This is a genomic window from Pseudomonas sp. LBUM1640 (genome assembly GCF_059716225.1).
The window spans coordinates 3,653,866-3,680,310 of record NZ_CP166816.1 but is presented as its reverse complement, the minus strand read 5'-3'; the positions used below and the strand labels follow the sequence as shown (position 1 = coordinate 3,680,310).

Below are 26,445 nucleotides of genomic sequence, written 5' to 3'. Positions count from 1 at the left end.
GCATGCCGTTTAAAACCCTCACCGCACTTGGCCTGGCCCTGTGCGCCGGTTTCGCCCACGCCGATGCCACCCTCGACAAGATCCAGCAACGCCATGCCATCAGCGTCGGCGTGATCCTCAGCGGCCCGCCGTTCGGCACCATCGACCCCAAGACCGGCGAGCACCTGGGCTACAACGTCGAACTGGCCAAAGGTATCGGCCAGGCACTGGGTGTCGAGACCAAGACCGTTTCGGTGCTGGCGCCCAACCGCGTGCAGTTCCTGCAACAGGGCAAGGTCGACATCCTGATCGCCAATATGCAGTTCACCGAAGAGCGCGCCGAGATCCTCGATTACGTGCCCACACCGTATGAAGAAGTCGGCGGCGCGGCGTTGATTCGCAAAGGTGCCGGGATCAAACAATGGGCCGATCTCAAGGGCAAGCCGGTGTGCGTGTCCCAGGGCAGCAACTTCATCAAGCCGCTGCAGGAAACCTACGGTGCGCAGATCAAGGCGTTCCGCAGCCAGTCCGAATCGTTGTTGTCGCTGCGCGGCAATGGGTGTGTGGCGGCGGTGCACGTCAGCCCGACCATGCATGCGTTGCTCAGCGAAGCCGAGTGGGACGGCTATGAAATTCCACTGCCGGGCGACCTGATTCCGTCCAAATCGGTGATCTGGGTTCGCAAGGGCGAACACGACACCCAGGCCAAGCTCGATGCCATCGTGCGCGAGTGGCATAAAAGCGGTTTCCTGATCGCCCTCGGCGAACGCACCGGCATGGCGCCGTCCCAGGCCCTGCGTGATCTGCACGAGCAGTACAGCCATGAGTGAAGCGCTTTTCGCTACCTTGCAACAACTGCTCGGCGCGGCCCATGTACAGACCAGTGATGAAGCGGCCCAGTACCTCACCGACAAGCAGGGTCGCTACACCGGCCAGGTCATCGCGGCGGTGCACCCGGCCACTACCGACGAAGTGGCCGCGGTGGTGCGTGCCTGCGTGGCCTTGCGCACGCCCATCGTGGTGCAGGGCGGCAACACCGGGCTGATGGCCGGCGCCACGCCGGATGCCAGCGGGCGTTCGGTGTTGCTGTTGCTCGACCGCATGAACCGCGTGCGCCAGGTCGACACCGATAACGACACGCTCACGGTGGAAGCAGGCTGTATCTTGCAGAACATCCAGGGCGTGGCCCGCGAGGCCGGCCGCTTGTTCCCGCTTAGCCTGGGCGCCGAGGGCAGTTGCACCATCGGTGGCAACCTGGGCACTAATGCTGGCGGCACCGCCGTGCTGCGTTACGGCAACACCCGCGAGTTGACGCTGGGCCTGGAAGTGGTGACCGCTGAAGGCGAGATCTGGCACGGTCTGCGTGGCCTGCGCAAGGACAACACCGGCTACGACCTGCGCGATTTGTACATCGGCAGTGAAGGCACGCTGGGGATTATCACGGCTGCCACCTTAAAGTTGTTCCCGTTGCCGCAAGCCCAGGCTACGGCGTTATTAGCCTTTGATGAACTGGCCCAGGCGGTAGCGTTCCTGTCCCATGCCCGCGCCGGGTTTGGCGCCAACCTGACGGCCTTCGAACTGCTCACCGCCGATTGCCTGGCGCTGTTGCGCGAGCAGTTTGCGGACGGCCCGCAGCCTTTCAAAACAGCCTGCCAGCCTTGGTTTGCCTTGATTGAGCTCTCCGATAATCACGGCGAAGCACATGCCCGCGAAGCCTTCGAACAGGTGCTGGGCGATGCCTTCGAACAGCAACTAATCAGTGATGCCTTGATCGCCGAAAGCCTGGCGCAAAGCGAGGCCCTGTGGCTGCTGCGCGAGAACATGAGCGAGGCGCAAAAGCGCGCCGGGCGCACTATGAAGCACGATATCTCGGTGCCGATTTCCCAGGTTGTGGCGTTCGTCGCGCACACCGATGCATTGCTGCAGCAGCACTTCCCCGGCGTACGCAACTTCACCTTCGGCCACTTGGGCGACGGCAACCTGCATTACAACGTGGCACACCCGCTGGATTCAACGGTGGACGCGCACATGGCCCATTACGCCGAGTTAAGCGCCCTGGTGCATGACAGCGCCCACGCCCACGGTGGTTCGATCAGTGCCGAACACGGCATCGGCCAGCGCAAGGTCGGCATGCTCAGCCGCTACAAGAGCGCGGTGGAGCTGGACCTGATGCGCCGCATCAAGCAGGCGCTCGACCCACATAACCTGCTCAACCCCGGCAAAGTCCTTGAGGTGCAGCCATGACCGTACGCTTGTCCACACGCGTGCAGCGCGTCGCGCTGTCGGCCAACGCCGCCGCCAAATCCCGCGCCACCGAATTGCGTGACGCCGGGCGCGATATCCTTGACCTGACCACCGGCGAGCCGGATTTCGACACCCCGGAACACATCAAACAAGCCGCTTACGCCGCCATCGCGGCGGGTGCCACCAAATACACGCCGACGCCGGGCGTCAAGGCGTTGCGCCTGGCAGTGCAACGCAAGCTGGGCGCAGAAAACAGTCTGGACTATCCGTTGTCGTCCATCGTGATTGCCAACGGCGCCAAGCAAATCATCTTCAACGCGTTTGCTGCCACGCTGGATGACGGCGATGAGGTGTTGGTGCCGACACCTTACTGGCCGTCGTTTCCGGACAGCGTGCGCTTCAACGGCGGCGAGCCGGTGTTTATCGAATGCGCGCTGGAGCAGGGCTGCAAGTTGCGGCCGGCGCAGTTGGAGCAACACATCACCCAGCGCACGCGCTGGCTGATCCTCAATGGCCCCGGCAACCCCAGTGGTGCGGTGTACAACGCCGACGAGCTGCGTGAGTTGGCCGAGGTGCTGCGCCGCCATCCTCAGGTGCTGGTGCTGCTGGACGAGCTTTACGAACACATCCGCTTTGACGGTCACCCGGCCCAAAGCCTGCTGAATGTCGCGCCGGACTTGCTTGACCGTTGCTTACTGGTGGGCGGCGTGTCCAAGACCTACGCCATGACCGGCTGGCGCATCGGCTTTGGCGCCGGGCCCAAAAAACTGGCGGATGCAATGGTGGTGGTGCAATCGCAATCCACTTCCGGTGCTTCATCGGTAGGGCAGGCGGCGGCCTTGGCGGCCTATAGCGGCGGGTTGGGCTTTCTGGCGGAGCAGGTCGCGGCCTATCAATTGCGCCGCGACATTCTGGTTGCCGCGCTGAGAAACGTTGAAGGCCTGGAAGTCCTCGAACCCCAAGGCGGCTTTTTCGTGTTCGTGCGCTGTGCCGGGCTGTTGGGCCGCTCTCGCCCGGACGGCCAGCGCATCGACAGCGACGAAGACCTGGTGGCCTGGTTGCTGGAAGAGGGCGTGGCCGGCGTGGCGGGCAGTGCCTATGGCCTGTCGCCGTGGTTTCGCCTGTCCATCGCCACTGCGACCGACAGCGTGGCAGAGGCGGGGCGGCGGATCGCGGCTGCCTGCGGACAGTTGCAATGATGCAGGCGTTCGTCCATTGGGCTGCCGGGTTCGGCCTGAACTACACCTTTCTGCTGGACGCCTACCAACGCGGCACGCTGGTCCAGGGCGCGCTGACCACCGGCTTGCTGTGCCTGTTCACCATTGTCGGCAGCCTGTTGGCGGGCATCAGCCTGGCGGCCATGCTGACCTCGGGCAACCCGTGGCTGGCCAAACCGGCACGGGTGTTTGTCGAGGTCACGCGTAATACGCCGACGCTGGTGCAGCTGTATTGCGCCTTCCTGGTATTGAACATGCTGCTGACCCAAGCGGTGGGCGCGGCCAACCCGCTGACGCCGTTTGCCTGGGTGGTGATCGTGATTTCCCTGCACAAGGGTGCGTTTCATGCCGAGGCTTTGCGCGCCGGCATCGAGGCGGTGCCTGCGGTGACGCTGGAAGCCGCGAGTTCGTTGGCCTTCAGCAGTCGTCAATTGCTATGGAATGTGCAGCTGCCGCTGGCACTGCGCTTTGCCTTGCCGTCGCTGATCAACAACCTGATCGACCTGGTGAAGATGACCGCGGTGGCTTCGGCCATCGCCGTGGGCGACATCACCTACGCCGCGATCATGATCTGGACCCAAAGCGACAACGTACTGGAGCTGATGATCCTGATCCTGAGTTTCTTCGGCCTGCTCAGCTTTATCGTCAATTGTGTGGGGCGCTGGCTGGAAGCGCGCCTGAGGATGCCCGGCTATGGCCATTGATTCATTCCCGGTGCTGTCGGCGTTGTGGCAGTGGTCGCCGGCGCTGGTCGCAGGTTTTGGCCAGAACATCCTGATCAGCCTGCTGGCGATTGCCATCGGCTCGCTGCTCGGCCTGTTGATCGGCGCGCTGGCGCTGTCGCCGCTGGGGTTTGTCGCACGGCTGTGGGTGCAGGTGTTTCGCAATGCACCGTGGCTGGTGCTGATCTATTTCACCACCTATGTGTTCCCGTTCGAGATCCATATCGGCAGCAGCTACGTGTCGTTCCCCGACTGGGTCAAGGTCACCATTGGCCTGGCGTTGCCCGCAAGTGCCAACGTGGCGGAGATCTTCCGGGGCGCCATCGGTTCGATCCCCAGCACCCAATGGGAAGCTGCGCGCTCACTGGCATTCACCCGTGGCCAGCTGTTCCGTTCGATCATCCTGCCGCAGTGCTTCAAACGCATGTTGCCACCGTGGATGAACCTGTATGCGGTGGTGACCATGGGCACCGCGCTGGCCTCCCTGGTGGGTGTGCATGACGTGATCGACACCGCCCAGATCGCCAGCAACACCGTGAACCTGACCGGCTTTACCGTGGTGATTTACCTGAGCCTGCTGGTGCTGTTCTTCGCCTACTGCTATCCGATCTCCCGCCTGACCCAACACCTGGAGCGCCGCTATGCCTTCTATTGAACCCCTGGTGAGCCTGCGGGATATCCACCTGTCGTTCGCCAGCAACCCGGTGCTCAAGGGCATTGACCTGGATGTGCATCGTGGCCAGGCCGTGTCGATCATCGGCCCGTCCGGCTCGGGCAAATCCACGATTTTGCGTTGCATCACCGGGTTGTTGCAGCCCCAGCGCGGCAGCATTCGTGTGGGTGAAACCCGCGTCGACACCCTGGCCCATGAAGCCCAGCGCATCGAGCTACGCAAGCGCGTCGGCTTTGTGTTCCAGCAATACAACCTGTTCCCGCATCTGTCCGTGCTGGAAAACCTGGTGATCGCCCCACGCAAAGTGCTCGGCCGCAACCGTGCCGACGCCGAAAAAGACGCGCGAGCGCTGCTGGCCAAGGTGCGCATGGAGCACAAGGCTGATGCTTATCCCGGCCAGTTGTCCGGCGGCCAACAGCAGCGCGTGGCGATTGCCCGCGCCCTGGCAATGCGCCCGGAGCTGATCCTGTTCGACGAAGTGACTTCGGCACTCGACCCGGAAACCGTCGGCGAAGTGCTGACGGTGATCCGCGAACTCACCGAAGAGGGCATGACCTGTGTGCTGGTCACCCACGAAATGCGCTTCGCCGAAGAGATCAGCGACCTGGTGTACTTCACCGAAAACGGCGTGATTGTCGAGCACGGCAGCGCCGCGCAGATCTTCCAGAACCCCGGCAGCGAACGCACCCAGACGTTCCTGCGCCATGCCCTGGGTGATTCGGGGCGCCGTGGCCCCATCGCCCACGACCCGTACCTGTTGACCAATTTGAGCCGTTACAGCCTGTCAGTCTGATAAGAGGAAAACCGTCATGAGTAGCGTAAACCGTGCTGCTGTCATCGAAGCGTTCTTGCAGCAAATCCGCGTCATCAACCAGCGCGGCGTAGACCGTGCGGCTTTGGTAGAAGTCGTCAGCCTGCTGGAAACCCTAGCCGAGCGCCGCGACCTGTTCAACTTCGACGCCTTCCCCGCGCCGGTGCCGGGGCAGGGCAGCACGGCGTTCCGTTATCGCCTGAATGACGACGGCGACACCCCGACGCTGTACCTCAACTCGCTGTTGCCGGGCAAAAGCACCATCGCGCACAACCATGAGACCTGGGCGATCATCAGCGCCATTGAAGGCCAGGAAATAAACTACGTTTATGCGCGCAATGACGAAGGCCGCGCGCCGGGTTTCACCACCTTGACGCTGGAGAAAGAAGTGATCGTGCAGCCGGGTACGTCGATCTCGTTTCTCGGTGAAGACCTGCATGGCATCAAGGTTGAAGGCGAACAGGCCACCTTGCACTTCCACCTCTACGGCTTGCCGCTGGAATCGCTGAACGGCCGTTATGGCGTGGAAGCGGACGGGCGCATCCTCAACTACAACGCCTCGCAGATGGCGCCGTCGATTCGCGCGTACTGATCGTTCCCACGCTCTGCGTGGGAATGCTTCCTGTGGCGCTCCGCGTCACGCTTAACCCCGGGACGCAGAGCGTCCCAAGCGACATTCCCACGCAGAGCGTGGGAACGATCAGACGATCAGAGGGCGGTGTTTTTTTATGATTGATCTGTATTACTGGCCAACCGGCAACGGCCTCAAAGTCGGCATCCTGCTCGAAGAGCTTGGCCTTGAATACCGCCTGCTGCCGGTGAACATCCGTGAAGGCGAGCAGAAGCACGCCAGCTTCCAACGCATCAGCGCCAACGGGCGGATTCCAGCGATTGTCGACCATCGCCACGAAACACCGCTGAGCCTTTTCGAGTCCGGTGCGATCCTCAATTACCTGGCCGACAGCGCCGGGCAATTCCTGCCAGCGGCCGGCACTGCCGAGCGGCAAAACGTCCAGGAATGGCTGTTCTGGCAAGTCGGGCATATCACCCCGTATCTGAGCCAGTTGCAGGTGTTCAAGGAGAAGGCACCGGAACCGATCCCGTTCGCCCTCGACCTGCTCAATGCCGAAGCCACGCGGCTCTACCGCGTGCTGGAGCAGCGCCTGGCCGAAGTGCCGTATGTGGCGGGCGAGTATTCAGTGGCCGATATGGCGATCTTTCCGTGGATTCAGCCGCTGCGCCAGGGTCAGGACCTGGCCCACTACCCGCATATCCAGGCCTGGCGCCTGCGCATCAAAGCGCGGCCGGCGGTGCAGCGTGCCTATGCCAAAGGTCGCGAAGTAGCACCGGGCGAGCGCTCGTTGGCGTTGCAGTAACTCTTTTCTTACTTTGTTGGGACTTCCATGAGCCAGACCATCACCCCAAGTCAACTGCAGCAATGGCTGTTCGACGGGCAGGAAATCGCCGTGTTCGACGTGCGCGAACACGGGCAATACGGCGAAGCCCACCTGTTCCACGGGGTGAATTTGCCCTATAGCCGGCTGGAGTTGGAAGTGCGCCGCCTGGCGCCCAACCCGCAGGTGCGCCTGGTGATCTACGATCAGGACGGCGGTGAAGTGGCGGCCCGCACAGCCGAGCGCCTGCAGGCGCTGGGCTACAACCAGGTGCATGTATTGGCGGGCGGCGCCGAGGGCTGGCAAGCGGCAGGTTTGCAGCTGTTTGCCGGTGTGCACGTGCCGTCCAAAGCGTTTGGCGAATTGGTCGAAGAGGCCAGCCACACGCCCCACGTCACCGCGCGGCAATTGGCGCAGTGGCAGGCGCGTGGCGAGCCGCTGGTGGTGCTGGACGGTCGGCCGTTCGATGAATACCGCAAGATGACTATTCCCGGTTCCATCTGCTGCCCGAATGGCGAATTGGGCTACCGCGTGCATGATCTGGTGCCGGATGACAGCACGCCAATCGTGGTCAATTGCGCGGGGCGCACTCGCAGCATTATCGGCGCGCAAACGCTGATCAATCTTGGCTTGAAAAACCCGATCTATGCCTTGGAGAACGGCACGCAAGGCTGGTATCTGGAAGATTTCCAGCTGGAGCACGGCAGCACCCGACGTTACAGCGAGCAGGTCAGCACCGACCTGGCCCAACAACGCCAGGCCGCGCGGCAATTGGCTGAGCGGGCAGGGGTGGTGAATGTCTCGGTGGATCAGGTTCGAGACTGGGCGGGTGACGCGCAGCGCAGCCTGTTCCTGTGCGATGTGCGCACTGGCGAAGAGTTCGCCGTCGGCAGTTTGCCGGGTTCTCAGCATACCCCGGGCGGGCAGTTGATCCAGTCCACCGACCTGTACATCGGCGTGCGTCAGGCGCGCATTGTGCTGGTGGACAGCGATGGCGTGCGCGCGCCGATTGTGGCCAGCTGGCTGCGCCAGTTGGGGCACGAAGCCTATGTGTTGAGCGGCGGCATCCACAGCGGCCTGGCCTTGCCAGTGCTGCAGCCGGTGGCGTATGAGCCGCTGCCGTTGATCAGTGCCCAGGCGCTGGCGCTGGAATTGAATGACGTCAACCTGATCGACCTGCGCCCGAGCATGCTGTATCGCAAGGGGCATATTGCGGGCTCGCAATGGTCGATTCGGTCACGCTTGAAAACTGATCATCGGCCTTTGGTGCTGGTCGCGGATGATCCGGCGTTGGCGGCCTTTGCTGCCGAAGGCCTGTCGGCGAGGCTGCTGGACGGCGGTTTCGCAGCCTGGGCCGCAGCGGGTTTGCCGGTCAGCGACAGCCCGCAAACCCCGCCTGACGCGCAGTGCATCGACTTCCTGTTTTTCACCCACGACCGCCACAGCGGCAACAAGGACGCCGCGCGCCAGTACCTGGCCTGGGAAATCGGCCTGTTGGCGCAGATGAGCGAAGCGGAAATCGCCAGCCTCAAGCCACTGACGCCGCCGTCGCGCGTGCGCACGCGGCTGATCCACGCCGCGCGTACCGAAAAGGGCCACGGCGGCCGCGCGGTAAATGTACCGATCACGCGCTTGAGCACGGTGCTGTTCGATAACCTGGCGCAGATGCGCGACGCCCGCGCGCGGCGTGACAGCGAGCGGGTGTTGAGCTACGGCGCGCGTGGCAACCCCACGTCCCACGCACTGGAAGACTTGGTCACGGAGCTGGAAGGTGGCTATCGCACGCGGCTCTACGGCACCGGGCTGGCGGCAGCCGCTCAGGTGTTCCTGGCCTACCTGCGCCCCGGCGATCATGTGCTGATCACCGACGCGGTGTATTCGCCGGTGCGTAAGCTGGCTCGCGAGTTTCTGCAGCCATTCGGCATTGAGGTCAGCTACTTCGCGCCCGATGCGACGGGTCTGGGCGCGCAACTGCAAGCCAATACCAGGCTGGTCTACGCCGAAGTGCCGGGCTCGCTGCTGTATGAACTGTGCGATTTGCCGGCGATGGCGGCGTTGTGCAAGTCACGCAACATCCTGCTGGCCGTCGACAACACCTGGGGCTCGGGCTACCTGTACCGGCCGCTGGCATTGGGCGCAGACATTTCCATCATGGCCCTGACCAAATACCTGGGCGGTCACAGCGATGTGATGATGGGCAGTGTGTGCACCTCTGAAGCCGCCTGGCCGGCGCTGGGCAAAATGAGCGATACCTTCGGCAACGCGGTCAGCGCCGACGATGCTTACTTGATCCTGCGTGGTGCGCGCACCTTGGCTTCACGCCTGGACGTGCACGAGCGCCAGGCCGTAGAGATTGCGCACTGGCTACAGGCGCAACCCCAAGTGAAGCGCGTGTTTCACCCAGCATTGCCCGAGCATCCAGGGCATGCGCTGTGGCGCCGGGATTTCACCGGCAGCAATGGTTTGTTGTCGTTTGAACTGGCGAATGCAGACGCAGCTTACGTGGAGCGCTTTATCGATGCCTTGCAGCTGTTCGGTTTGGGCGCGTCGTGGGGCGGTTACGAAAGCCTGGTCACCGTGGCCGATACCCACGACCGCGAGAGTACGGCGGACCGTGCCTTGAACCCGCTGGTGCGCTTGCATATCGGCTTGGAAGATGTGGCGGCGCTGATCGAGGATCTGCAGCGCGGTTTTGCCCTGGCAGGCTGAATGAAGATCGCTCCCACGCAAGGTGGGAGCGATCAACCGGTCAGTGTTTGACCGGAGTCGGCAGGGTCACGAGGTTGACGTAGCCATCCCAGAATTTCTTCTGATCCACCTCGAATACCACTTTCGCCTTTTGCGTGCCCAACGGCGCACCTTTCTTGTAACCCAGTGCGCGGCCGTAATCCGCGCCGAAGGTTGCGTCTACGTCCACCCACAAATCGCGCGACTGCGTGACGATCTCCGGGCTGACCAGGAACAGCGCCGGCAGGCTGTCCCAGGTGAAGCTGTGATAGCTGGGGTCTTTGTCGAACAGCGGCCCGAACTCATGTTTGTACAGGTCGGCAATCGCGCCTTTCTGGGCAATCACGCGCTGGTACACCGATTTGTCGAAGGTGACTTTCTCGCACACATCATTCGGGAAAATGACGTGTTCAATCGGCGAGCGCAATACGATCTTCGCGGCCTCCGGGTCGAACCACCAGTTGAATTCCGCCGCCGGCGTGGTGTTGCCCGGAATCTCCAGCGCGCCGCCCATGTACACGATGCGCTTGATCAGCGGCACGATGTCCGGCGCCGAGCGAATCGCCAGGGCGATGTTGGTCAACGGGCCAACGGCGAGGAGGGTCACTTGGTGCGGGTTGGCGCGTACGCTTTCGACAATAAACTGCGCGGCGGTTTCACTGCGCAGTTTGGTGTGGGTGGCCAAGCCATCCGGTGGCGCGATCAACTGCGTCGGCGAGGTGGGGCGCGGGTTCTTGAACGCGCCCGGCCAGCCGGAGCCGAAAAGAGTTTTTTCGGCCTCATAGGTGGCGTAGTCATGCAGCAGCGGGTAGGCGGCGCCCGAGTAGACGCCGACCTCTTTCTCTACGCCCATGCGTTCGACGGCCTTGAGCGCATCGACCTGTTCCTGGTCAACCCAGGCGTTGCCGCTGACCAGGGTCATGCCCAGCAGCTCGATGCGTTTTTGCGCATGCAACTGGGCGAGCATGATAAAGGCCTGGCCGTCATCGTTGAGCACGTTGAAGTCGGTGTCGAAGATGACTTTTTCCGCCGCCTGCGCGGTGCCGGCACACAGGCCGACCGCCACGAGCAGCGCACAGCTTTTCAGAAAACCTTGCATGGTGATTCATCCGCAAAAATTGTTGTTGTTAACGGTTCACCAGTTTCGCCGGCAAGGCGATGACCAGGAAGCTGCTGAGGATCAGGCAGCCGGCGAAAAACCACAAGGCACCCGCGCTGCTGCCGGTGACGTCGATCGCCACCCCCATCAACGAGTTGCTCACCAGGCCGGCGATATTCGCCACCGAACAGGCCAGGGCAAAGCCTGTGGCCGCTGCGGTGCCTTTGAGAAAAGTCGCCGGCAGGCTGAAAAACACCGGCACGGCGCCGATGATCGCGGCTGAGGCGATGGCGAACAGCAGCACGGTGGCCGCCACGTTATGGGTGAAGAAAGTGCTGGTGGCCATCGCCGCCGCGCCGATGAAAAACGGCACGATGATGTGCCAGCGGCGTTCACGGTGTTTATCGGAGCTGGCGCCGATCAGCAGCATGCCGAGCAACGCTGCCACACTGGGCAACGCGGTAAGGATGCCGATATGGAAGGTGTCGGTCACCCCGGCGTTGCGGATGAACGTCGGCATCCAGAAGCCCATGGCGTAGGCGCTGAGCAGAATCGAGAAGTCGATACCGCCGAGCATCCACACTTTGAGGTTGAAGAAACCGTCGCGGAAGCTGTGCTTGCTGCCGGTGGCGTCGGCTTCGTCCTTGCGCAGCTCATTTTCGAGCAGGGCTTTTTCTTCGTCCGACAGCCATTTGGCTTGCTGGAAGGTGTTGGGCAGCGCCCAGAAGGTCAGCACGCCGAGCAAGACGCTGGGCACTGCTTCGATCAAAAACAGCCACTGCCAACCGCGCAAGCCGCCCATGTTGTCGAAGTGGCCCATGATCCAGCCGGACAACGGGCCGCCGATCACGCTGGACAGCGGCAGGCCGATCATGAACAGCGCAATGATGCGGCCGCGCCGATGGGTCGGGAACCAGGTGGTCAGGTAATACAGCACGCCCGGCAAAAAACCGGCTTCGGCAGCGCCGAGCAGAAACCGCAGGATGTAGAACTGGGTGGTGGAGGTGACCAGCATGGTGCACGCCGAAAGCAGGCCCCAGGTGATCATGATGCGCGCGATCCAGATCTTCGCGCCGACCCGTTCCAGCACCAGGTTGCTCGGCACTTCGAAGATGATGTAGCCGACGAAAAACAACCCGGCGCCAAGGCCGAATGCGGTTTCACTGAAGTGCAGCTGGTCGAGCATCTGCAGTTTGGCGAAGCCGATGTTGATGCGGTCGAGGTAGGCGGCCAGGTAGCAGAAACACAGGAACGGAATCAGCTTCCAGGTGACCTTGTGGTAGAGCGTGGTAACGGGGTCGGCGACCGTGGTCGCGGGCGCTGCATTCGCAATGGGCATTGGGGTGTCTCCTGGCGGTGACTTATGGTTTTTATACAGCCGCTTTTGTTCCAGCACTTCGGAGTGCTGTAGAAGCGACTTCCAAAGGCAGTGTCAGAAGACTGAGATTTCCCTGCTGGAGGAGATCAAGTGTGGGAGCGGGCTTGCTCGCGAAAGCGGTGGATCAGTCAGTACATTTTTAACTGACAGACCGCATTCGCGAGCAAGCCCGCTCCCACATTCGATTGCATTCCAAAGTGGGAGACGCTCAGTTTTTTCCGGACCACGCTCTTTGTCGTGGTTCCTGGTGAATCGTTATTGCTCCCTGAACTTGCTCATCGCCTCCTGCTTGCTCACCACGTCGCCATACTTGCTGTCGATGTCGAACAAGTTGGCTTCATGGGGCGCCGGGTGTCGATCACCCACACATTCGCGCACGACGATGGTGCGAAACCCGTGTTGCACTGCATCCACCGCGGTGGCACGAATGCAACCGCTGGTGGAGCAGCCGGCCAGTACCACGGTGTCGATGCCTTGAGCGTGCAGCATCGGTGCCAGGCTGCTGCCGAAAAACGCACTGGCGTACTGCTTGGTGATCACCACTTCATCGGCCTGGGGCAACACCTCGGCGCAGAACGCCGCGAGCGGGTTGCCGTCGACCATGTCTTTCATCACTGGGGCTTTCTTGACCCAGATACCGCCGTCGGCGAAATGGCCGGGATGGTAGCGGATATTGGTGTGCACCACCGCAATCCCGTGTTGGCGCGCACTGGCCAGCAACTCGACGCTTTCAGCCACAGCCGTGACCACGCCCGGCGCGAACAGTGGCGCGCCTTCGGTGGTGTAGCCCTGCATGAAGTCGATCATCAGCAGGGCGGCCTTTTTGCCAAAGCCGATGCGGTTGCCCCAGACGCCTTGGTAATTGGCATCGGCGGATTGGTCACTCATTGTTTTATCCCCTGATTCTGGAAGGTGCACCTGCCCTGTGGCGAGCGAGCTTGCTCGCGCTGGAGTGCGCAGCGCTCGCGTTTTTTCAGGGCCGCTTCGCGCCCCAGCGGGAGCAAGCTCCCTCGCCACAACAGCTTCACTTAGTACGCACCGGAGAGCAAAGCACCGGCACCGGGCACGATGGGTTCCAGGCCCAGGGCTTTGAGCATCGCGTAGGTGGTGGCGATGGCGGCGGTGAGCACCGGTTTGCCGGTTTGCGCCTCGACCTTGGCCACCACGGGCAGCGACTGCATCTGCACGCAGGCCGAAAGCACGATCACGTCGACGCCTTCCAGGTTCATGCCAGCGACGATGGCCGGCAGGTTGGCCGGGTCGTGGCGCGCCACTTCAAGGTTGTCGGGGATCTCCAGGGCGCGCCAGTCCACCACCTCAAAGCCTTCCTCACGGATGTAGTTCACCACCAGTTCGGTCAGCGGCTTCATGTACGGCGCGACGATGGCGATGCGCTTGGCACCCATCACTTTCAACCCTTCGATCAACGCACCGGCACTGGTAATCACCGGGGCATTTGCGTCGTTATCGGCGGTGGCCTTGCGCAGGCGCTGTTCGGAGTTGCGGTGATAACCCAACCCCATGGCCATGATCGCCACCAGGCACGCATAACCCAGCACGTCGACCTTGGCGTCGGACAGCTCGACGGCGCAACGGTCGGACTCGCCGTCCATCGCCGCCAACTCCTCTTTACGCACTTGCTTCATGCGCATGCGGCTGGAGTGAAAGGTAAAACGTTCGGGGCGGATCGCCTGGCGCGCGTTGAGCATCGCCGGGATTTCGGTTTCCATGGTGGTGTTGGAACTCGGCACGATCTGGCCGATGCGGTAAGGCTTCTGCATGGTGGTCTCCGTTCTTATTGTGTGAGGAAGTCGCCGAGGGCGTGGAAGAAGCCGTCGAAGTCATCCCACGGAATCATGTGGCCGGCATTGGGCACGCGGGCGACCTGGATACCCGGTTGCAGGCCCTGGATTTCGGCAACATCCTCATCGAGGATCACACCGCCACGCCCGGCCACCATCAACAGGGCAGGGGCCTTGAGGTGGGGCAGGTCCTGGTGGAAGTCAACGTCGTGGAAATCATTGAAGGCGCGCACGATGGCGGGCTCAAAACAGGTGTGCAGCCATTCGGCGCGCAGTTGCAGTTGCTCGTGCGTCCAGGTGGCGCAAAAAGCGCGCATCGCCTCAGCGTCCATGCCGACCAATGATTGGCGGATCGAATCGACATACCACGGCAGTTTGCTCGGGTACTCACGGCGGCCGGGGCCGGACACGGGCGGGTCGATCAGCACGACGCGGTTCACGCCCTGCGGATGTTTCACCGCACTGCGCACGGCAAAGCGCGCGCCCATGGAGTGGCCGACCAGGTGGTAGCTGTGCAGATTGAGCGCATCGGCGAACGCGCCAATGTCGTCGCTGCAGGTGTCGGCGCTGTAATCCAACTCGGGGCCGGTGGACGACAAGCCGCGCCCGCGAACATCCAGCACGTAAGTGTCGAATTGCGCGCCCAGGCGTTCGGCGACAAAGCCCCAGGTGATCGCCGGGCTGGTGATCCCTGGAATCAGGATCAGCGCCGGGCCTTTACCGCCGTAACGCAGGTAGTGCTGGCGAATGCCGTTGGCCTGCACGTTGCCGCCATAGAGAAAGCTGCTCACGCGGCCACCCCCGATTTCAGTGGCTGGGCATACAAGTCGTAGCCGTACACCCAGTCCGGGTCTTCCTGAGTGCGCAGCCACGTGTTGGCGTTGGACACCGCCTGCACGCGGGAGGCGCGCTCTTTGCGGTTGGCTTCGTAAAGCTGGAACGCGGTGCGGTAGTCATTGATGCCGGTTTCCTGCAGGCAGCGGGTCAGCATCGCAGCGTCTTCGATGGCCATGCCGGCGCCCTGGGCCATGTGTGGCTTCATCGGGTGGCAGGCATCACCCAGCAACACCAGGCGGCCACGGCTCCACAGCGGCAGCGGGTTGCGGTTGCGCAGCGGCCACTTGGTCACGCTTTCAGTGGACTCGATCAGCGCCTGCACGGTGGGGTGGTAGCCCTTGAAGGCGTCGAACATCTCTTCGCGGCTGCTGTCGACGAACGCGCCCTGGAAGTCCCATTCGGCATGGGGCACGCCGGTCACGTAGTAGTACTCGTCACGTTTGCCGGTGGTGTAATACACCATCATGTGGCGGTCTTCGGTCCACCATTTGATGCAGTCTTCGAACTTCAAGTCGTACTTGGCCAGTTGGTCGCCACGGATCAGCGCACGGTGCGCGACCCAGCCGCTGTACAGCGGTTTTTCCACGCCGAGCAGTTCTTCACGAATCTTCGAATTAATGCCGTCGGCGCCGATCACGATATCGGCGTAGGTCACTTCGCCGTCTGCAAAGGTCAGGCGCACTTGGGTGTCGGTTTCTTCGAGGGTTTCCAGGCGTTTGTTGAAGTGCAGGGTGCCGGGTTTGAGGGTCGACATCTGCAGGGCGTGCAGGTCGCCGCGGTGCACGGTGATGTAGGAAGCGCCATAGCCGGTGAGCGGGATGCGCGAGAGGTAGTCGCCGGTTTCGCCGCAACGGCTGAACCAGTGTTCGGGGTGCGAGCCCATCAGGTCCAGCTGCTTTTCGATGCCCATGCGGCGAAAGATTTTCATGATGTTGGGGCCCATGTGAATCCCCGCGCCCAGCCGGGAAAACTCCGGCGCCTGTTCGTAGATGTCTACGTCAAAACCGGCTTGTTGCAGCAACGTGGCAGCGGCGGCACCGCCCAGGCCGGCACCGACGATGGCGATTTTTTGTGTGCTTCCCATGGGGCGTGATCCTCTGTCTTTGTAATTTTCGGCGGTGTTTGTCCGCAAGGTTTTTAAAGTGTATACGCTCATTTTTTGAAATAGGAAGCCTTCGGTTATAAATTTATTTTTTGGCCGTATTTATCTTGTGTAACGCTATGTAGCCAGCAAATGCTGAGCATGTTTCGATAGGTAACGTTTTGGCGCGTTGCTTGCAGTCCGCCTTCAAATCAGGTCTTATCGTTATTAATTGGCGTATACGCTATAAAAACGCACTAGAGTGAAGCGCGGTGCTTGAACTTGGTGCAGCCCCACAGGAGACAGGAAGATGCCGGTAAGCGATTGCGAACTGACCCAGATGTTTGAACACGTGCTGAAGCTGTCGAAGGTCGACCCGACCCAGAGCGTCGCCGTGCTCAAGAGCCATTATTCCGACCCGCGCACCGTGCGCGCCGCGATGGATGCGGCGCAGCGCCTGGGCGCCAAGGTGTATGCGGTGGAGCTGCCGTCGTTCAACCATCCGCGGGCGATGGGCAATGACATGACCGCCTACTGCGGCGACACTGCGCTGACCGGCAATATCGCTGCGCAACGTGCGTTGGAAGCGGCCGACCTGATTGTCGATACGATGATGTTGCTGCACTCGCCGGAGCAGGAGCAGATCCTCAAGACCGGCACGCGCATCCTGCTGGCCGTGGAGCCACCGGAAGTACTGGCGCGCATGCTGCCCACCGAAGAAGACAAGGTGCGCGTGCTGGCGGCCGAGCAGTTACTGAAAAAGGCGCGCTCGATCCATGTTAAATCCCGCGCCGGCAGTGACTTTCGCGCTGCCTTGGGGCAATACCCGTCGGTGACCGAATATGGGTTTGCCGATGAGCCTGGGCGCTGGGACCATTGGCCCAGCGGCTTTCTGTTTTCCTGGCCCAACGAAGAAACCGCCGAGGGCGTGCTGGTGCTGGACATCGGCGACATCCTGCTGCCGTTCAAGACCTACACCCGCGAGAAGATCACCCTGGAGATCGAGAAGGGGTTCATCACCAAGATCCACGGTGGTTTCGAGGCCGAATACCTGCGTGATTACATGAAGTATTTCAACGACCCCGAGGTGTATGGCATCTCCCACATCGGCTGGGGCCTGCAGCCACGGGCGCAATGGACCGCCATGGGCTTGCATGACAAAAACGACGGCATGTGCATGGACGCGCGGGCGTTTTATGGCAACTTCCTGTTTTCCACCGGGCCGAATACCGAAGTGGGCGGGACGCGCAAGACGCCGTGTCATATGGATATTCCACTGCGCAATTGTGATGTGTACCTGGATGATGAGGCGGTGGTTATCGCCGGTGACGTAGTCGCCCCAGCAGCCTCTCTGGCCCGCTGAAGATCCTAATGTGGGAGCGGGCTTGTGTGGGAGCGGGCTTGCTCGCGAATGCGGCGTATCAGTTAAAGATGTATTGACTGACACACCGTATTCGCGAGCAAGCCCGCTCCCACAGTTCTAACCGTGTTTCCTCAATGAGAAACTTGAGTCGATCCGGTAAGCCAGCCATCATGCCTCCCCATCGCCAATCACCCACCGAGCCCGCCGTGCCTGATTCCTACGTTTTCTCTGAACAAGTTGGCCACCTGCTGCGCAAGGCCTACCAGCGCCACCTGGCGATCTTTCAGCAGAATGTCGGCGACTCCCAGCTCACCGCCGTGCAGTTCGTCACCCTGTGTGCATTGCGCGATCATGGTGCAAGTTCCCTCACCGAACTGGTCAAGGCCACCGCCGTCGACCAGGCGACTATTCGTGGCATCGTCGAACGGCTCAAGGCCAAGGAGCTGATTACCCTGGAGCCGGACCCGCAAGACAAGCGCAAGGTGGTGGTGGACCTGTCTGCTTGCGGCGCCGAACTGGTCGCGCAAACCGCGCCCCGGGCCGCACAGATCAGCGAACTGACCATGAGCAACCTCAACCCGGCGGAACGCGTGGCGGTGCTGTTTCTGCTGCGCAAGATGATCGACGATCCGCAGGAATAATCCCTGCTGGCATCGATTTTGCTCTGTGTTGATGTAGTAGCCACTTCACCCTTCAAGTGTGTCGCGAGGCCCCAGGTCCGCGATGCTTTTTTTTGGCTGTTTCGTGTAGTAGCTGCTTCACCAACTGACACAGGCGAAGCGAATGACCAGCCCCCCCATCACGGTAGCCCTTGAGGTCAACGGCCACACCCGCGAAGTCAGCGCCATGGCGGATACGCCGCTGTTGCTGGTGCTGCGCAATGACCTGGCGCTCAACGGCCCCAAATACGGCTGCGGCCTTGGCGAGTGCGGTGCCTGCACCGTGATCATCGACGGCGTGGCCGCGCGTTCCTGTGTGTTCCCGCTGGCGGGCGCAGTCGGTCGCCAGATCGTCACCCTTGAAGGCCTTGGCACACGCCAGGCACCGCACCCGGTGCAGCAGGCGTTTATCGATGAGCAGGCGGCGCAATGTGGTTACTGCCTCAACGGCATGATCATGACCGCCAAGGCCTTGCTCGACCGCAACCCTAACCCCAGCGAAGCGCAGATCCGCAACGAACTCTCGGGCAACCTGTGCCGTTGCGGCACCCATATCGAAATCCTGCGCGCAGTGCTGCGTGCCGCTCACCTTTTGACCGTGGATGGCCAACCATGACCGACACCGCACTTTCCCGTGACCAGTGGCTGGCCAAGGCCGGCGTCTTGTTGATCGTCGATGACGTGCTGCCGCCTTCTGGCCCTGTGGCCAAGGGTGGCACGCCGACCGTGAAGCCCAAGGAGCTGGGGCTGTTTATCGCGGTAAATGATGACGGCCTGGTCTACGCGTTCAACGGCCATGTGGATTTAGGCACCGGTATTCGCACCTCGCTCGCGCAGATTGTCGCCGAGGAACTGGACCTGACCATGGACCAGGTCAAGATGGTCCTGGGCGATACCGAGCGTGCGCCGAACCAAGGCGCGACCATCGCCAGTGCGACCTTGCAGATTTCCGCGATCCCGTTGCGTAACGCGGCGGCCGAAGCGCGGCGTTTTTTGCTCGCGCGGGCGGCGGGGCGCTGGGGCGTGAGCACAGCCAGCCTCAAGGTTGAAGCCGGCGTGATTCACGCTGCAGACGGGCGCACCACCACCTACGCGGAGCTGGTCAGCGGCCAACATGACCAGTTGCGCATCAGCGGCGAGGCGCCTTTAAAAGCCATCGAGGATTACCGTCTGGTCGGCAAGGGCACCGCGCGCGTGGACATCCCCGGCAAAGCCACTGGCGAACTGACCTACGTGCACGATATGCGTGTGCCGGGCATGCTCCACGGCCGCGTGGTTCGCCCGCCGTATGCCGGTTTGGACTGCGGGGATTTTGTCGGCAATAGCCTGTTGAGAGTGGATGAGGCGTCCATTGCGCATATCCCTGGGATTGTCGCGGTGGTGGTGATTCGCGATTTTGTCGGTGTGGTAGCACTGCGCGAAGAGCAGGCGATCAAGGCTGCCCACGAGTTGCAGGTGCACTGGAAAGCCTGGAACAACGCCTTGCCGGACATGAGTGACGTCGAGCAGGCCATCCGCGACAACCCTCGCGTGCGCCGCACGGTGCTGGACCAGGGCGATGTCGACGCCGCACTGGCGGGCGCCAGCCAGCGCATGCCGCGCAGTTACCTGTGGCCCTATCAGATGCATGGCTCGATTGGCCCGTCCTGCGGCGTGGCGGATTACTCGCCAGCCGGCAGTCGCGTGTGGTCGGGCAGCCAGAACCCGCATTTGCTGCGTGCTGACCTTGCGTGGTTGCTGGAGTGTGATGAAACGCTGATCGACGTGATCCGCATGGAAGCCGCTGGCTGTTACGGGCGCAATTGCGCCGATGACGTCTGCGCGGATGCCTTGCTGTTATCGCGCGCCGTGGGCAAGCCGGTGCGGGTGCAGTTGACCCGCGAACAGGAACACCTGTGGGAGCCCAAGGGCACCGCGCAGTTGATGGATGTGGACGGCGGCCTCAACGCCGACGGCAGCATCGCCGCCTACGATTTTGAAACCAGCTACCCGTCCAATGGCGCGCCGACCCTGGCGCTGTTGCTCACCGGCCGCGTCGAGCCGGTGGCGGCGATGTTCGAGATGGGCGACCGCACCTCGATCCCGCCCTACGACATCGACAATTTGCGCGTGACCATCAACGACATGGCGCCCATCGTGCGTGCCTCATGGATGCGCGGCGTGTCGGCCTTGCCCAACACCTTTGCGCATGAGTCCTATATCGACGAGCTGGCGTTTGCTGCCGGGGTCGACCCAGTGGAATACCGCCTGCGCTACCTCAAGGATGAGCGCGCCATCGACCTGGTGAAGTCCACCGCCGAGCGTGCCAAGTGGTCACCGCGCACCGCGCCGATGCAAACCGCCAATGAAGACCATTTGCTGCGTGGGCGCGGCTTTGCGTATGCGCGTTACATTCACAGTAAATTTCCGGGCTTCGGTGCGGCATGGGCGGCGTGGGTGGCGGATGTGGCCATCGACAAACACACCGGCGACGTGTCAGTGACACGCGTGGTGATCGGCCATGACTCGGGCATGATGATCAACCCGGCCGGCGTGAAGCACCAGATCCACGGCAATGTGATCCAGTCCACCAGCCGCGTGCTGAAGGAACGGGTGACCTTTGAAGAGTCGACGGTGGCGAGCAAGGAGTGGGGCGGTTACCCGATCCTGACCTTCCCCGAAGTGCCGCAGATCGACGTGCTGATGATGCCGCGCCAGGACCAGCCGCCGATGGGCGCCGGTGAGTCGGCTTCGGTGCCCAGCGCGGCAGCGATTGCCAATGCGATCTACGACGCCACCGGCATTCGCTTCCGCGAGCTGCCGATTACCCCGGAACGGGTGTTGGCGGCATTGAATGCGGGCACGCTGGGCGAACCGGCCAAGTCACCGCACACACGCAAAAAATGGTGGTTTGGTGCGCTGTTTGCGGCCCTGGGCGCAGTGTTGGCCACGGCCTGGCCGTTCCACAATGAAATCGCACCGATTGCGCCACCCAGCGCGGGCACTTGGTCCAAGGCCACCCTGGAGCGCGGGCGTTTGCTGGCGGCGGTGGGTGATTGTGCGGTGTGCCATACGGCGCCAGGCGGCGCGACCAATGCCGGTGGCTTGGCGATGGAAACACCGTTCGGCACGCTGTACAGCAGCAATATCACCCCGGACGTGAAAACCGGCATCGGCGCCTGGTCGTACCCGGCGTTCGAGCGGGCGATGCGTGACGGCATCGGGCGCGACGGGCGCAATTTGTACCCGGCGTTTCCGTATACGGCGTTTCGCAATATCAATGAGGCGGACATGCAGGCGCTGTATGCCTACCTGATGTCACAAGCGCCGGTGAGCCAGGCGCCGACGCCGAATGCCATGCGTTTTCCGTTCAATATCCGGCCGTTGATGGCCGGGTGGAATGCGCTGAATTTAAGGCGTGGCGAAATCACTGTGCAGCCAGAGCGCGGTGAGCAGTGGAACCGCGGCAATTACCTGGTCAACGGCCTGGGGCACTGCGCCGCGTGCCATTCGCCGCGCAACCTGATGGGCGCGGAGAAGGGCGGCAAGGCGTTCCTGGCTGGCGGCAGGGTCGATGGCTGGGAAGCCCCGGCATTGACGGGGTTGTCCAAGGCACCGACGCCGTGGACCGAGGATCAATTGTTTACCTACCTCAGCACCGGCTATTCCGACGCCCACGGCGTGGCGGCAGGCCCGATGGGGCCGGTGGTGAGTGAATTGTCGAAGTTGCCCAAGACAGATATCCGCGCGATGGCGGTGTACCTGGCGTCGCTTAATAGTGATGCGACTGCTGAGGCGCAGGTTGCAGCGGCCACGGTGCCGAACCCAAATGGCCGACGCGTGTTTGAAGGTTCGTGCAAGGCCTGTCACGCCGATGGCCTGGGGCCGAAGTTATTTGGGGTGAGCCCGTCATTGGCGACCAATACCAATGTGCACAGTGATCAGCCGGATAATTTGATCAAGGTGATTTTGCAAGGCATCAGCAACCCAGCCACCAAGGACCTGGGGTATATGCCGGGGTTCAAAGACAGTTTGTCGAACACTCAGGTTGCCGACTTGGTCGAGTACCTGCGCGGGCAATTTGCGCCGAATGCGCCGCAGTGGAAAGGGGTGGAGCAGAAGGTCGCACACCTGCGGGCCAACCCGGGCACCCACTGATATTCCAAAACCGGTGAAGATCAAATGTGGGAGGCCCCGCCACATCTTCGACGTAGCGCTGTCGCGCATCAAACTGGTTCATCGTAAAGTTGAAGAACGCGTGCGGGGCAAAGGCCGTAACCAGCACTGGCGTATCAGCACCCGAGTGGGAGAGTGGCCTGCACGGTATCGGCGTGGAGTCATTGTCGGCACAGCTAGCTGTGACCACGTATGAGAGAGTGAATCCGCTCGCCACCGTGTACCCCGCACGCGTCGTTCAATCCTGCGAGGAATTGTCATGACGCGCAAGAACCAAAAGCGTTTTGAAGTTATTCACCCCGACTGTGCTGCCGTTGATGTGGGCGGTGGTGAGCATTGGGCCGCTGTTGATCCGACGAAATGCGCTGAGCCGGTTAAGAGGTTTTCAACCTTCACCGATGATTTGCATGCCATGGCCGATTGGTTTGAGTCCATGGGAGTCAAGGTGGTGGCGATGGAGGCGACCGGGGTTTATTGGATCCCGCTCTTCGAGATACTGGATAGACGAGGTTTTGAGGTTTATCTCGTTAATTCCCGCGCGACTCGACAGATAACCGGTCGCAAGTCCGATGTGCTTGATTGTCAGTGGATCCTTCAGCTCATGACGCATGGCCTGTTGAGAGGCGCTTTTCGGCCCTCGGACGAAGTGTGTTCACTGCGTTCATTGGTCCGTCAGCGTGGCAATAAGGTTCGCGACCAAGCTAAAGCCCTTAACCGCATGCAAAAGGCTTTAGTCCAAATGAATATCCAATTGGCTCAAGTCATCAGCAACATCGCCGGGGTGACAGGCATGGGTATTTTGCGGGCAATCGTTGAAGGCGAACGCGACCCCGAAGTGCTTGCAAGGCTTAGAGATAAGCGTGTCAAAGCCGACCAGGCCACCGTCGCCCGCAGCCTGCGGGGCAACTGGCGAGCTGAGCATTTGCATTCGCTGAGTCAGGAATTGGCGGCTTATGACTTCCTGGAAAAACAGATTGGTGAATGCGACCAAGCCATTGCTTTTGCACTTGAGCGGCTGCCCGTCCTTCAGACACAAATCACGCCACCCAATAAAACCCTACGTAATCCACACCGCTCCAATGAGCAGCAATTGGTGCTGCATCGGGCGTTGAACACGGTGATGGGGGTGGATTTGACTGCAATCCCCACCATAGGGGTCGACACAGCCTTGGTTTTGGCCAGTGAATTAGGGCCAGATTTATCACGTTTTCCGACTTCGCAGCACTTCTGCTCTTGGCTGGGGCTTGCGCCACCCACGAGGATTTCCGGAGGTAAGCCTCTTCCTGGCAAAGGCGTAAAAGTGATCAATCGAGCCGCACAGACGTTGAAGCAAGCTGCTTCCATCGCACGCAACGACAAGAGTTTTATCGGCGCCAGCCATCGTGCTCGCCTGACGCGGATGGACACCTGCTGCGCGATCAAAGCAACAGCGCATCAGCTCGCACGATTGATTTACGCGATGCTGACTAAAGGGCAGCCCTATGTTGAGAAAGGAATAGAGGAATTTGAAGAAAGAAGCCGCGACCGGCAGATGCGCGCCTTGGAACGCAAAGCGCGCAAGTTAGGGTTGCAGCTGGTTAAAGTTGCATGATTTTTTAAGAGTAAAAACAATGAGTTGCTTTTTGTTTGATGAGAGCTGGCTTGCCTGCGATAGCGGTGTGTCTGCACCGAAAATACTACCTGACACATCGCCATCGCAGGCAAGCCAGCTCCCACAGGGATTAGAGCCGGTTTCTACAGTGAGGTTGGGGTGACGCCCCTCAGCACCAAATCACTGATAAACCCCAGCCAATCCTGCTGCTGCCCTTTATCCGCCAGGTCTTCACCCAGAAACGAGCTGAGCGTATGGCGGTTGGAATTATAGAAGTAGCACAGCGAAGCAATCATCAAGTACACATGCTTGAGGTCGACATCCTGGCGAAACACGCCTTGGGCTTGGCCCGCCTCGATAATCGGCCGCAACACGCCCACCGCTTCACCCGACAGCCGCCGCATCTCGCCGGACTGTTGGGCATGTTTGCCTTGGTGCAGGTTTTCGATGCTCAGGATCGCTACAAACTCAGGGTGCTTGACGTAGTAATTCCAGATAAATGCCACCAGGTCCTGCAACGCCTGCACCGGCGCCTCCAGATCCAGCTTGAGTTTGCTTTCGGCCTTGTTGAACTGCTCGTAGACGTATTCCAGCACGCAGATGAACAGGTGTTCCTTGCTGCCAAAATAGTAATAAAGCATGCGGTCGTTGGAATCGGCTTCCTTGGAAATGCTGTCGACACGCCCACCGGAATAACCGTCGCGAGTGAACACCTTGACCGCCGCCTGCAAGATCCGCGCACGCGTCTGGTCGGCCTGTTGAGCCCGAATACCGGTCTTCTTGATCACCATCTCAAAGTGCCTTGCAGCCAGTCTGGGCGCGAAATATAGCATGGGCTTTTTCGCGTCCGTTCTATGACCGACAAGTTCTGTAATAAAAACGCCATTGCGCTGGGGATTGGATTCGACTCGGGCTATTTTGGGGCGTCCCAATAACTAGAGTAGCCATGGATGAAATACCAACCCTTCAGCCGCACCTTAATCGCCACCGCCCTGGTGTTGACGGTCAGCGGTGTACAAGCCGCTTCCCAGGCCCCGGTGGCCGGTGAAAACGGCATGGTAGTAACCGCCCAGCATTTGGCCACTCATGTGGGAGTGGATGTGCTCAAGGCCGGCGGCAACGCGGTGGATGCGGCCGTGGCCGTGGGCTACGCGCTGGCCGTGGTGTACCCGGCGGCAGGTAACCTGGGCGGTGGCGGTTTCATGACCGTGCAGTTGGCGGATGGGCGCAAGACCTTCCTCGACTTCCGCGAAAAGGCCCCGCTGGCGGCCACCGCCAACATGTATTTGGATAAAGACGGCAAGGTCATCGAAGGCCTCAGCGCCAAAGGCCATTTGGCGGTCGGCGTGCCTGGCACCGTGTCCGGCATGGAAACCGCGCTGAGCAAGTACGGGACCCTCAAGCGCGCCCAGGTGATTGCCCCGGCGATCAAGCTGGCCGAAAACGGCTTTGAACTGGAGCAGGGCGATATCGACCTGCTGCACACCGCCACCGGCGAGTTCGAAAAAGACCAAGACCTGCGCGGCATCTTCCTGCACAACGGTAAACCGATGCAGGTGGGCCAGAAACTGGTGCAAAAAGACCTGGCCAAGACCCTCAAGGAAATCTCCGCCAAGGGCACCGACGGCTTCTATAAAGGTTGGGTGGCCAAGGCGCTGGTGGATTCCAGCCAGGCTGGCAAGGGCATCATCACCCAGGCCGACCTCGACAAGTACAAAACTCGTGAGCTGGCGCCCATCGAGTGCGATTACCGTGGCTACCACGTGGTTTCGGCACCGCCGCCAAGCTCGGGTGGTGTGGTGATCTGCCAGATCATGAACATCCTCGAAGGCTACCCGATGGCCGACCTGGGCTATCACTCGGCCCAAGGGTTGCACTACCAGATCGAAGCGATGCGCCACGCCTACGTGGACCGTAACAGCTACCTCGGCGACCCGGATTTCGTGAAGAACCCAATCGCCCACCTGCTGGACAAGGACTACGCCGCCAAATTGCGCGCCGCCATCGACCCGCAGAAAGCCGGTGATTCCCAGGCGATCAAGCCGGGTGTGTCGCCCCATGAAGGCAACAACACCACGCACTATTCCATCGTCGACAAGTGGGGTAACGCAGTCTCGGTCACCTACACCCTTAACGACTGGTTCGGTGCCGGCGTGATGGCGAGCAAGACCGGGGTGATCCTCAACGATGAAATGGACGACTTCACCGTCAAGGTCGGCGTGCCGAACATGTATGGGCTGGTTCAGGGCGAGGCCAACGCCATCGCGCCGGGCAAGGCGCCGCTGTCGTCGATGAGCCCGACCATCGTGACCAAGGACGGCAAGGCCGTGATGGTCGTCGGTACGCCAGGTGGCAGTCGCATCATTACAGCAACCTTGCTGACCATCCTGAATGTCATCGACTACAAGATGAACATCCAGGAAGCCGTCGATGCGCCGCGTTTCCACCAGCAATGGATGCCTGAGACCACCAACCTTGAGACCTTTGCGGTCAGCCCGGACACCCAGAAAATTCTGGAGAGCTGGGGCCACAAGTTTGCCGGGCCTCAGGACGCCAACCACTTGGCCGCGATCCTGGTGGGCGCGCCGTCCCTGGGTGGCAAGCCCGTGGGCAACAACCGTTTCTATGGGGCTAACGACCCGCGCCGCAACACTGGGTTGTCGCTCGGTTACTAATGGCTGATTGAACATCTGCACACCTTCCAGGCTCTACC

At 61.4% G+C, this 26,445-nt stretch carries 22 protein-coding genes; 15 read left to right on the top strand and 7 right to left on the bottom strand.

What is annotated here, in order from left to right; genetic code table 11:
- Nucleotides 1-2 precede the first annotated feature (2 nt).
- From ACA065_RS16435 to metC, 9 genes are all read left to right on the top strand, one after another.
- Nucleotides 3-809 carry a transporter substrate-binding domain-containing protein gene (locus ACA065_RS16435; protein ID WP_497690588.1) on the top strand — a complete coding sequence of 269 codons (807 nt, stop codon included), beginning with the start codon at nucleotides 3-5 and terminating at the stop codon, nucleotides 807-809.
- Complete coding sequence (locus ACA065_RS16430; protein WP_497690587.1) at nucleotides 802-2,223, top strand: FAD-binding oxidoreductase; 1,422 nt, start codon at nucleotides 802-804, stop codon at nucleotides 2,221-2,223. The genes ACA065_RS16435 and ACA065_RS16430 overlap by 8 nt, the downstream gene beginning before the upstream one ends.
- On the top strand, nucleotides 2,220-3,422 hold the full coding sequence (locus ACA065_RS16425; RefSeq protein WP_497690586.1) for an aminotransferase class I/II-fold pyridoxal phosphate-dependent enzyme: 1,203 nt from the start codon (nucleotides 2,220-2,222) through the stop codon (nucleotides 3,420-3,422). The genes ACA065_RS16430 and ACA065_RS16425 overlap by 4 nt, the downstream gene beginning before the upstream one ends.
- Nucleotides 3,419-4,144, top strand: coding sequence for an amino acid ABC transporter permease (locus tag ACA065_RS16420; RefSeq protein WP_497690585.1), 726 nt, complete (start codon nucleotides 3,419-3,421; stop codon nucleotides 4,142-4,144). The genes ACA065_RS16425 and ACA065_RS16420 overlap by 4 nt, the downstream gene beginning before the upstream one ends.
- Entirely contained in the window at nucleotides 4,134-4,817 is a 684-nt protein-coding gene (locus tag ACA065_RS16415; RefSeq protein WP_497690584.1) for an amino acid ABC transporter permease, read from the top strand. The genes ACA065_RS16420 and ACA065_RS16415 overlap by 11 nt, the downstream gene beginning before the upstream one ends.
- Nucleotides 4,804-5,628 carry an amino acid ABC transporter ATP-binding protein gene (locus ACA065_RS16410; RefSeq protein ID WP_497690583.1) on the top strand — a complete coding sequence of 275 codons (825 nt, stop codon included), beginning with the start codon at nucleotides 4,804-4,806 and terminating at the stop codon, nucleotides 5,626-5,628. The genes ACA065_RS16415 and ACA065_RS16410 overlap by 14 nt, the downstream gene beginning before the upstream one ends.
- A gap of 16 nt (nucleotides 5,629-5,644) precedes the next feature.
- On the top strand, nucleotides 5,645-6,238 hold the full coding sequence (locus tag ACA065_RS16405; RefSeq protein ID WP_497690582.1) for a cysteine dioxygenase family protein: 594 nt from the start codon (nucleotides 5,645-5,647) through the stop codon (nucleotides 6,236-6,238).
- 136 nt (nucleotides 6,239-6,374) lie between these two features.
- On the top strand, nucleotides 6,375-7,022 hold the full coding sequence (locus ACA065_RS16400; protein ID WP_497690581.1) for a glutathione S-transferase family protein: 648 nt from the start codon (nucleotides 6,375-6,377) through the stop codon (nucleotides 7,020-7,022).
- A 27-nt stretch (nucleotides 7,023-7,049) separates the two neighbouring features.
- Entirely contained in the window at nucleotides 7,050-9,749 is a 2,700-nt protein-coding gene (gene metC / locus ACA065_RS16395; protein ID WP_497690580.1) for a cystathionine beta-lyase, read from the top strand.
- Between the two features lie 40 nt (nucleotides 9,750-9,789).
- On the opposite strand, the gene ACA065_RS16390 is transcribed toward metC, so the two are convergent.
- From ACA065_RS16390 to ACA065_RS16365, 6 genes are all read right to left on the bottom strand, one after another.
- Nucleotides 9,790-10,866 carry a nucleoside hydrolase gene (locus ACA065_RS16390; protein ID WP_497690579.1) on the bottom strand — a complete coding sequence of 359 codons (1,077 nt, stop codon included), beginning with the start codon at nucleotides 10,864-10,866 and terminating at the stop codon, nucleotides 9,790-9,792.
- A gap of 28 nt (nucleotides 10,867-10,894) precedes the next feature.
- On the bottom strand, nucleotides 10,895-12,205 hold the full coding sequence (locus ACA065_RS16385) for an MFS transporter (RefSeq protein ID WP_497690578.1): 1,311 nt from the start codon (nucleotides 12,203-12,205) through the stop codon (nucleotides 10,895-10,897).
- Between the two features lie 294 nt (nucleotides 12,206-12,499).
- Nucleotides 12,500-13,132 carry an N-carbamoylsarcosine amidohydrolase gene (locus ACA065_RS16380; RefSeq protein WP_497690577.1) on the bottom strand — a complete coding sequence of 211 codons (633 nt, stop codon included), beginning with the start codon at nucleotides 13,130-13,132 and terminating at the stop codon, nucleotides 12,500-12,502.
- Between the two features lie 140 nt (nucleotides 13,133-13,272).
- Complete coding sequence (locus ACA065_RS16375; RefSeq protein WP_497690576.1) at nucleotides 13,273-14,025, bottom strand: maleate cis-trans isomerase family protein; 753 nt, start codon at nucleotides 14,023-14,025, stop codon at nucleotides 13,273-13,275.
- A gap of 14 nt (nucleotides 14,026-14,039) precedes the next feature.
- Nucleotides 14,040-14,837 (bottom strand): alpha/beta fold hydrolase, encoded by a 798-nt coding sequence (locus tag ACA065_RS16370; RefSeq protein WP_497690575.1) that lies wholly within the window; start codon nucleotides 14,835-14,837, stop codon nucleotides 14,040-14,042.
- Nucleotides 14,834-15,967, bottom strand: a complete 1,134-nt coding sequence (locus ACA065_RS16365; RefSeq protein ID WP_497690574.1) for an FAD-dependent monooxygenase — start codon at nucleotides 15,965-15,967, stop codon at nucleotides 14,834-14,836. The genes ACA065_RS16370 and ACA065_RS16365 overlap by 4 nt, the downstream gene beginning before the upstream one ends.
- Before the next feature lie 307 nt (nucleotides 15,968-16,274).
- Between ACA065_RS16365 and ACA065_RS16360 the strand changes: the two genes are divergently transcribed.
- From ACA065_RS16360 to ACA065_RS16340, 5 genes are all read left to right on the top strand, one after another.
- Nucleotides 16,275-17,327, top strand: coding sequence for a 2,5-dihydroxypyridine 5,6-dioxygenase (locus ACA065_RS16360; protein WP_497690573.1), 1,053 nt, complete (start codon nucleotides 16,275-16,277; stop codon nucleotides 17,325-17,327).
- A gap of 206 nt (nucleotides 17,328-17,533) precedes the next feature.
- Nucleotides 17,534-17,968 (top strand): MarR family winged helix-turn-helix transcriptional regulator, encoded by a 435-nt coding sequence (locus ACA065_RS16355; protein ID WP_497690572.1) that lies wholly within the window; start codon nucleotides 17,534-17,536, stop codon nucleotides 17,966-17,968.
- A gap of 142 nt (nucleotides 17,969-18,110) precedes the next feature.
- The gene (locus ACA065_RS16350) at nucleotides 18,111-18,602 is read left to right on the top strand and encodes a (2Fe-2S)-binding protein (RefSeq protein ID WP_497690571.1); all 492 of its coding nucleotides are present in this window, start codon (nucleotides 18,111-18,113) and stop codon (nucleotides 18,600-18,602) included.
- Complete coding sequence (locus ACA065_RS16345) at nucleotides 18,599-22,123, top strand: molybdopterin cofactor-binding domain-containing protein (RefSeq protein WP_497690570.1); 3,525 nt, start codon at nucleotides 18,599-18,601, stop codon at nucleotides 22,121-22,123. The genes ACA065_RS16350 and ACA065_RS16345 overlap by 4 nt, the downstream gene beginning before the upstream one ends.
- A 277-nt stretch (nucleotides 22,124-22,400) precedes the next feature.
- The gene (locus ACA065_RS16340) at nucleotides 22,401-23,732 is read left to right on the top strand and encodes an IS110 family RNA-guided transposase (protein ID WP_497690569.1); all 1,332 of its coding nucleotides are present in this window, start codon (nucleotides 22,401-22,403) and stop codon (nucleotides 23,730-23,732) included.
- A 143-nt stretch (nucleotides 23,733-23,875) separates the two neighbouring features.
- Here ACA065_RS16340 and ACA065_RS16335 read toward each other — a convergent pair whose 3' ends face one another.
- Nucleotides 23,876-24,523, bottom strand: a complete 648-nt coding sequence (locus ACA065_RS16335; protein WP_497690568.1) for a TetR/AcrR family transcriptional regulator — start codon at nucleotides 24,521-24,523, stop codon at nucleotides 23,876-23,878.
- A 159-nt stretch (nucleotides 24,524-24,682) separates the two neighbouring features.
- Here ACA065_RS16335 and ggt point away from each other — a divergent pair, with 159 nt between their 5' ends.
- On the top strand, nucleotides 24,683-26,407 hold the full coding sequence (ggt, locus tag ACA065_RS16330) for a gamma-glutamyltransferase (RefSeq protein WP_497690567.1): 1,725 nt from the start codon (nucleotides 24,683-24,685) through the stop codon (nucleotides 26,405-26,407).
- Nucleotides 26,408-26,445 lie beyond the last annotated feature (38 nt).

Coding starts and splice junctions, on each gene's coding strand:
- ACA065_RS16435 (WP_497690588.1), top strand. CDS start 3: ATGCCGTTTAAAACCCTCACCGCACTTGGCCTGGCCCTGTGCGCCGGT.
- ACA065_RS16430 (WP_497690587.1), top strand. CDS start 802: ATGAGTGAAGCGCTTTTCGCTACCTTGCAACAACTGCTCGGCGCGGCC.
- ACA065_RS16425 (WP_497690586.1), top strand. CDS start 2,220: ATGACCGTACGCTTGTCCACACGCGTGCAGCGCGTCGCGCTGTCGGCC.
- ACA065_RS16420 (WP_497690585.1), top strand. CDS start 3,419: ATGATGCAGGCGTTCGTCCATTGGGCTGCCGGGTTCGGCCTGAACTAC.
- ACA065_RS16415 (WP_497690584.1), top strand. CDS start 4,134: ATGGCCATTGATTCATTCCCGGTGCTGTCGGCGTTGTGGCAGTGGTCG.
- ACA065_RS16410 (WP_497690583.1), top strand. CDS start 4,804: ATGCCTTCTATTGAACCCCTGGTGAGCCTGCGGGATATCCACCTGTCG.
- ACA065_RS16405 (WP_497690582.1), top strand. CDS start 5,645: ATGAGTAGCGTAAACCGTGCTGCTGTCATCGAAGCGTTCTTGCAGCAA.
- ACA065_RS16400 (WP_497690581.1), top strand. CDS start 6,375: ATGATTGATCTGTATTACTGGCCAACCGGCAACGGCCTCAAAGTCGGC.
- metC (WP_497690580.1), top strand. CDS start 7,050: ATGAGCCAGACCATCACCCCAAGTCAACTGCAGCAATGGCTGTTCGAC.
- ACA065_RS16390 (WP_497690579.1), bottom strand. CDS start 10,866: ATGCAAGGTTTTCTGAAAAGCTGTGCGCTGCTCGTGGCGGTCGGCCTG.
- ACA065_RS16385 (WP_497690578.1), bottom strand. CDS start 12,205: ATGCCCATTGCGAATGCAGCGCCCGCGACCACGGTCGCCGACCCCGTT.
- ACA065_RS16380 (WP_497690577.1), bottom strand. CDS start 13,132: ATGAGTGACCAATCCGCCGATGCCAATTACCAAGGCGTCTGGGGCAAC.
- ACA065_RS16375 (WP_497690576.1), bottom strand. CDS start 14,025: ATGCAGAAGCCTTACCGCATCGGCCAGATCGTGCCGAGTTCCAACACC.
- ACA065_RS16365 (WP_497690574.1), bottom strand. CDS start 15,967: ATGGGAAGCACACAAAAAATCGCCATCGTCGGTGCCGGCCTGGGCGGT.
- ACA065_RS16360 (WP_497690573.1), top strand. CDS start 16,275: ATGCCGGTAAGCGATTGCGAACTGACCCAGATGTTTGAACACGTGCTG.
- ACA065_RS16350 (WP_497690571.1), top strand. CDS start 18,111: ATGACCAGCCCCCCCATCACGGTAGCCCTTGAGGTCAACGGCCACACC.
- ACA065_RS16345 (WP_497690570.1), top strand. CDS start 18,599: ATGACCGACACCGCACTTTCCCGTGACCAGTGGCTGGCCAAGGCCGGC.
- ACA065_RS16340 (WP_497690569.1), top strand. CDS start 22,401: ATGACGCGCAAGAACCAAAAGCGTTTTGAAGTTATTCACCCCGACTGT.
- ACA065_RS16335 (WP_497690568.1), bottom strand. CDS start 24,523: ATGGTGATCAAGAAGACCGGTATTCGGGCTCAACAGGCCGACCAGACG.
- ggt (WP_497690567.1), top strand. CDS start 24,683: ATGAAATACCAACCCTTCAGCCGCACCTTAATCGCCACCGCCCTGGTG.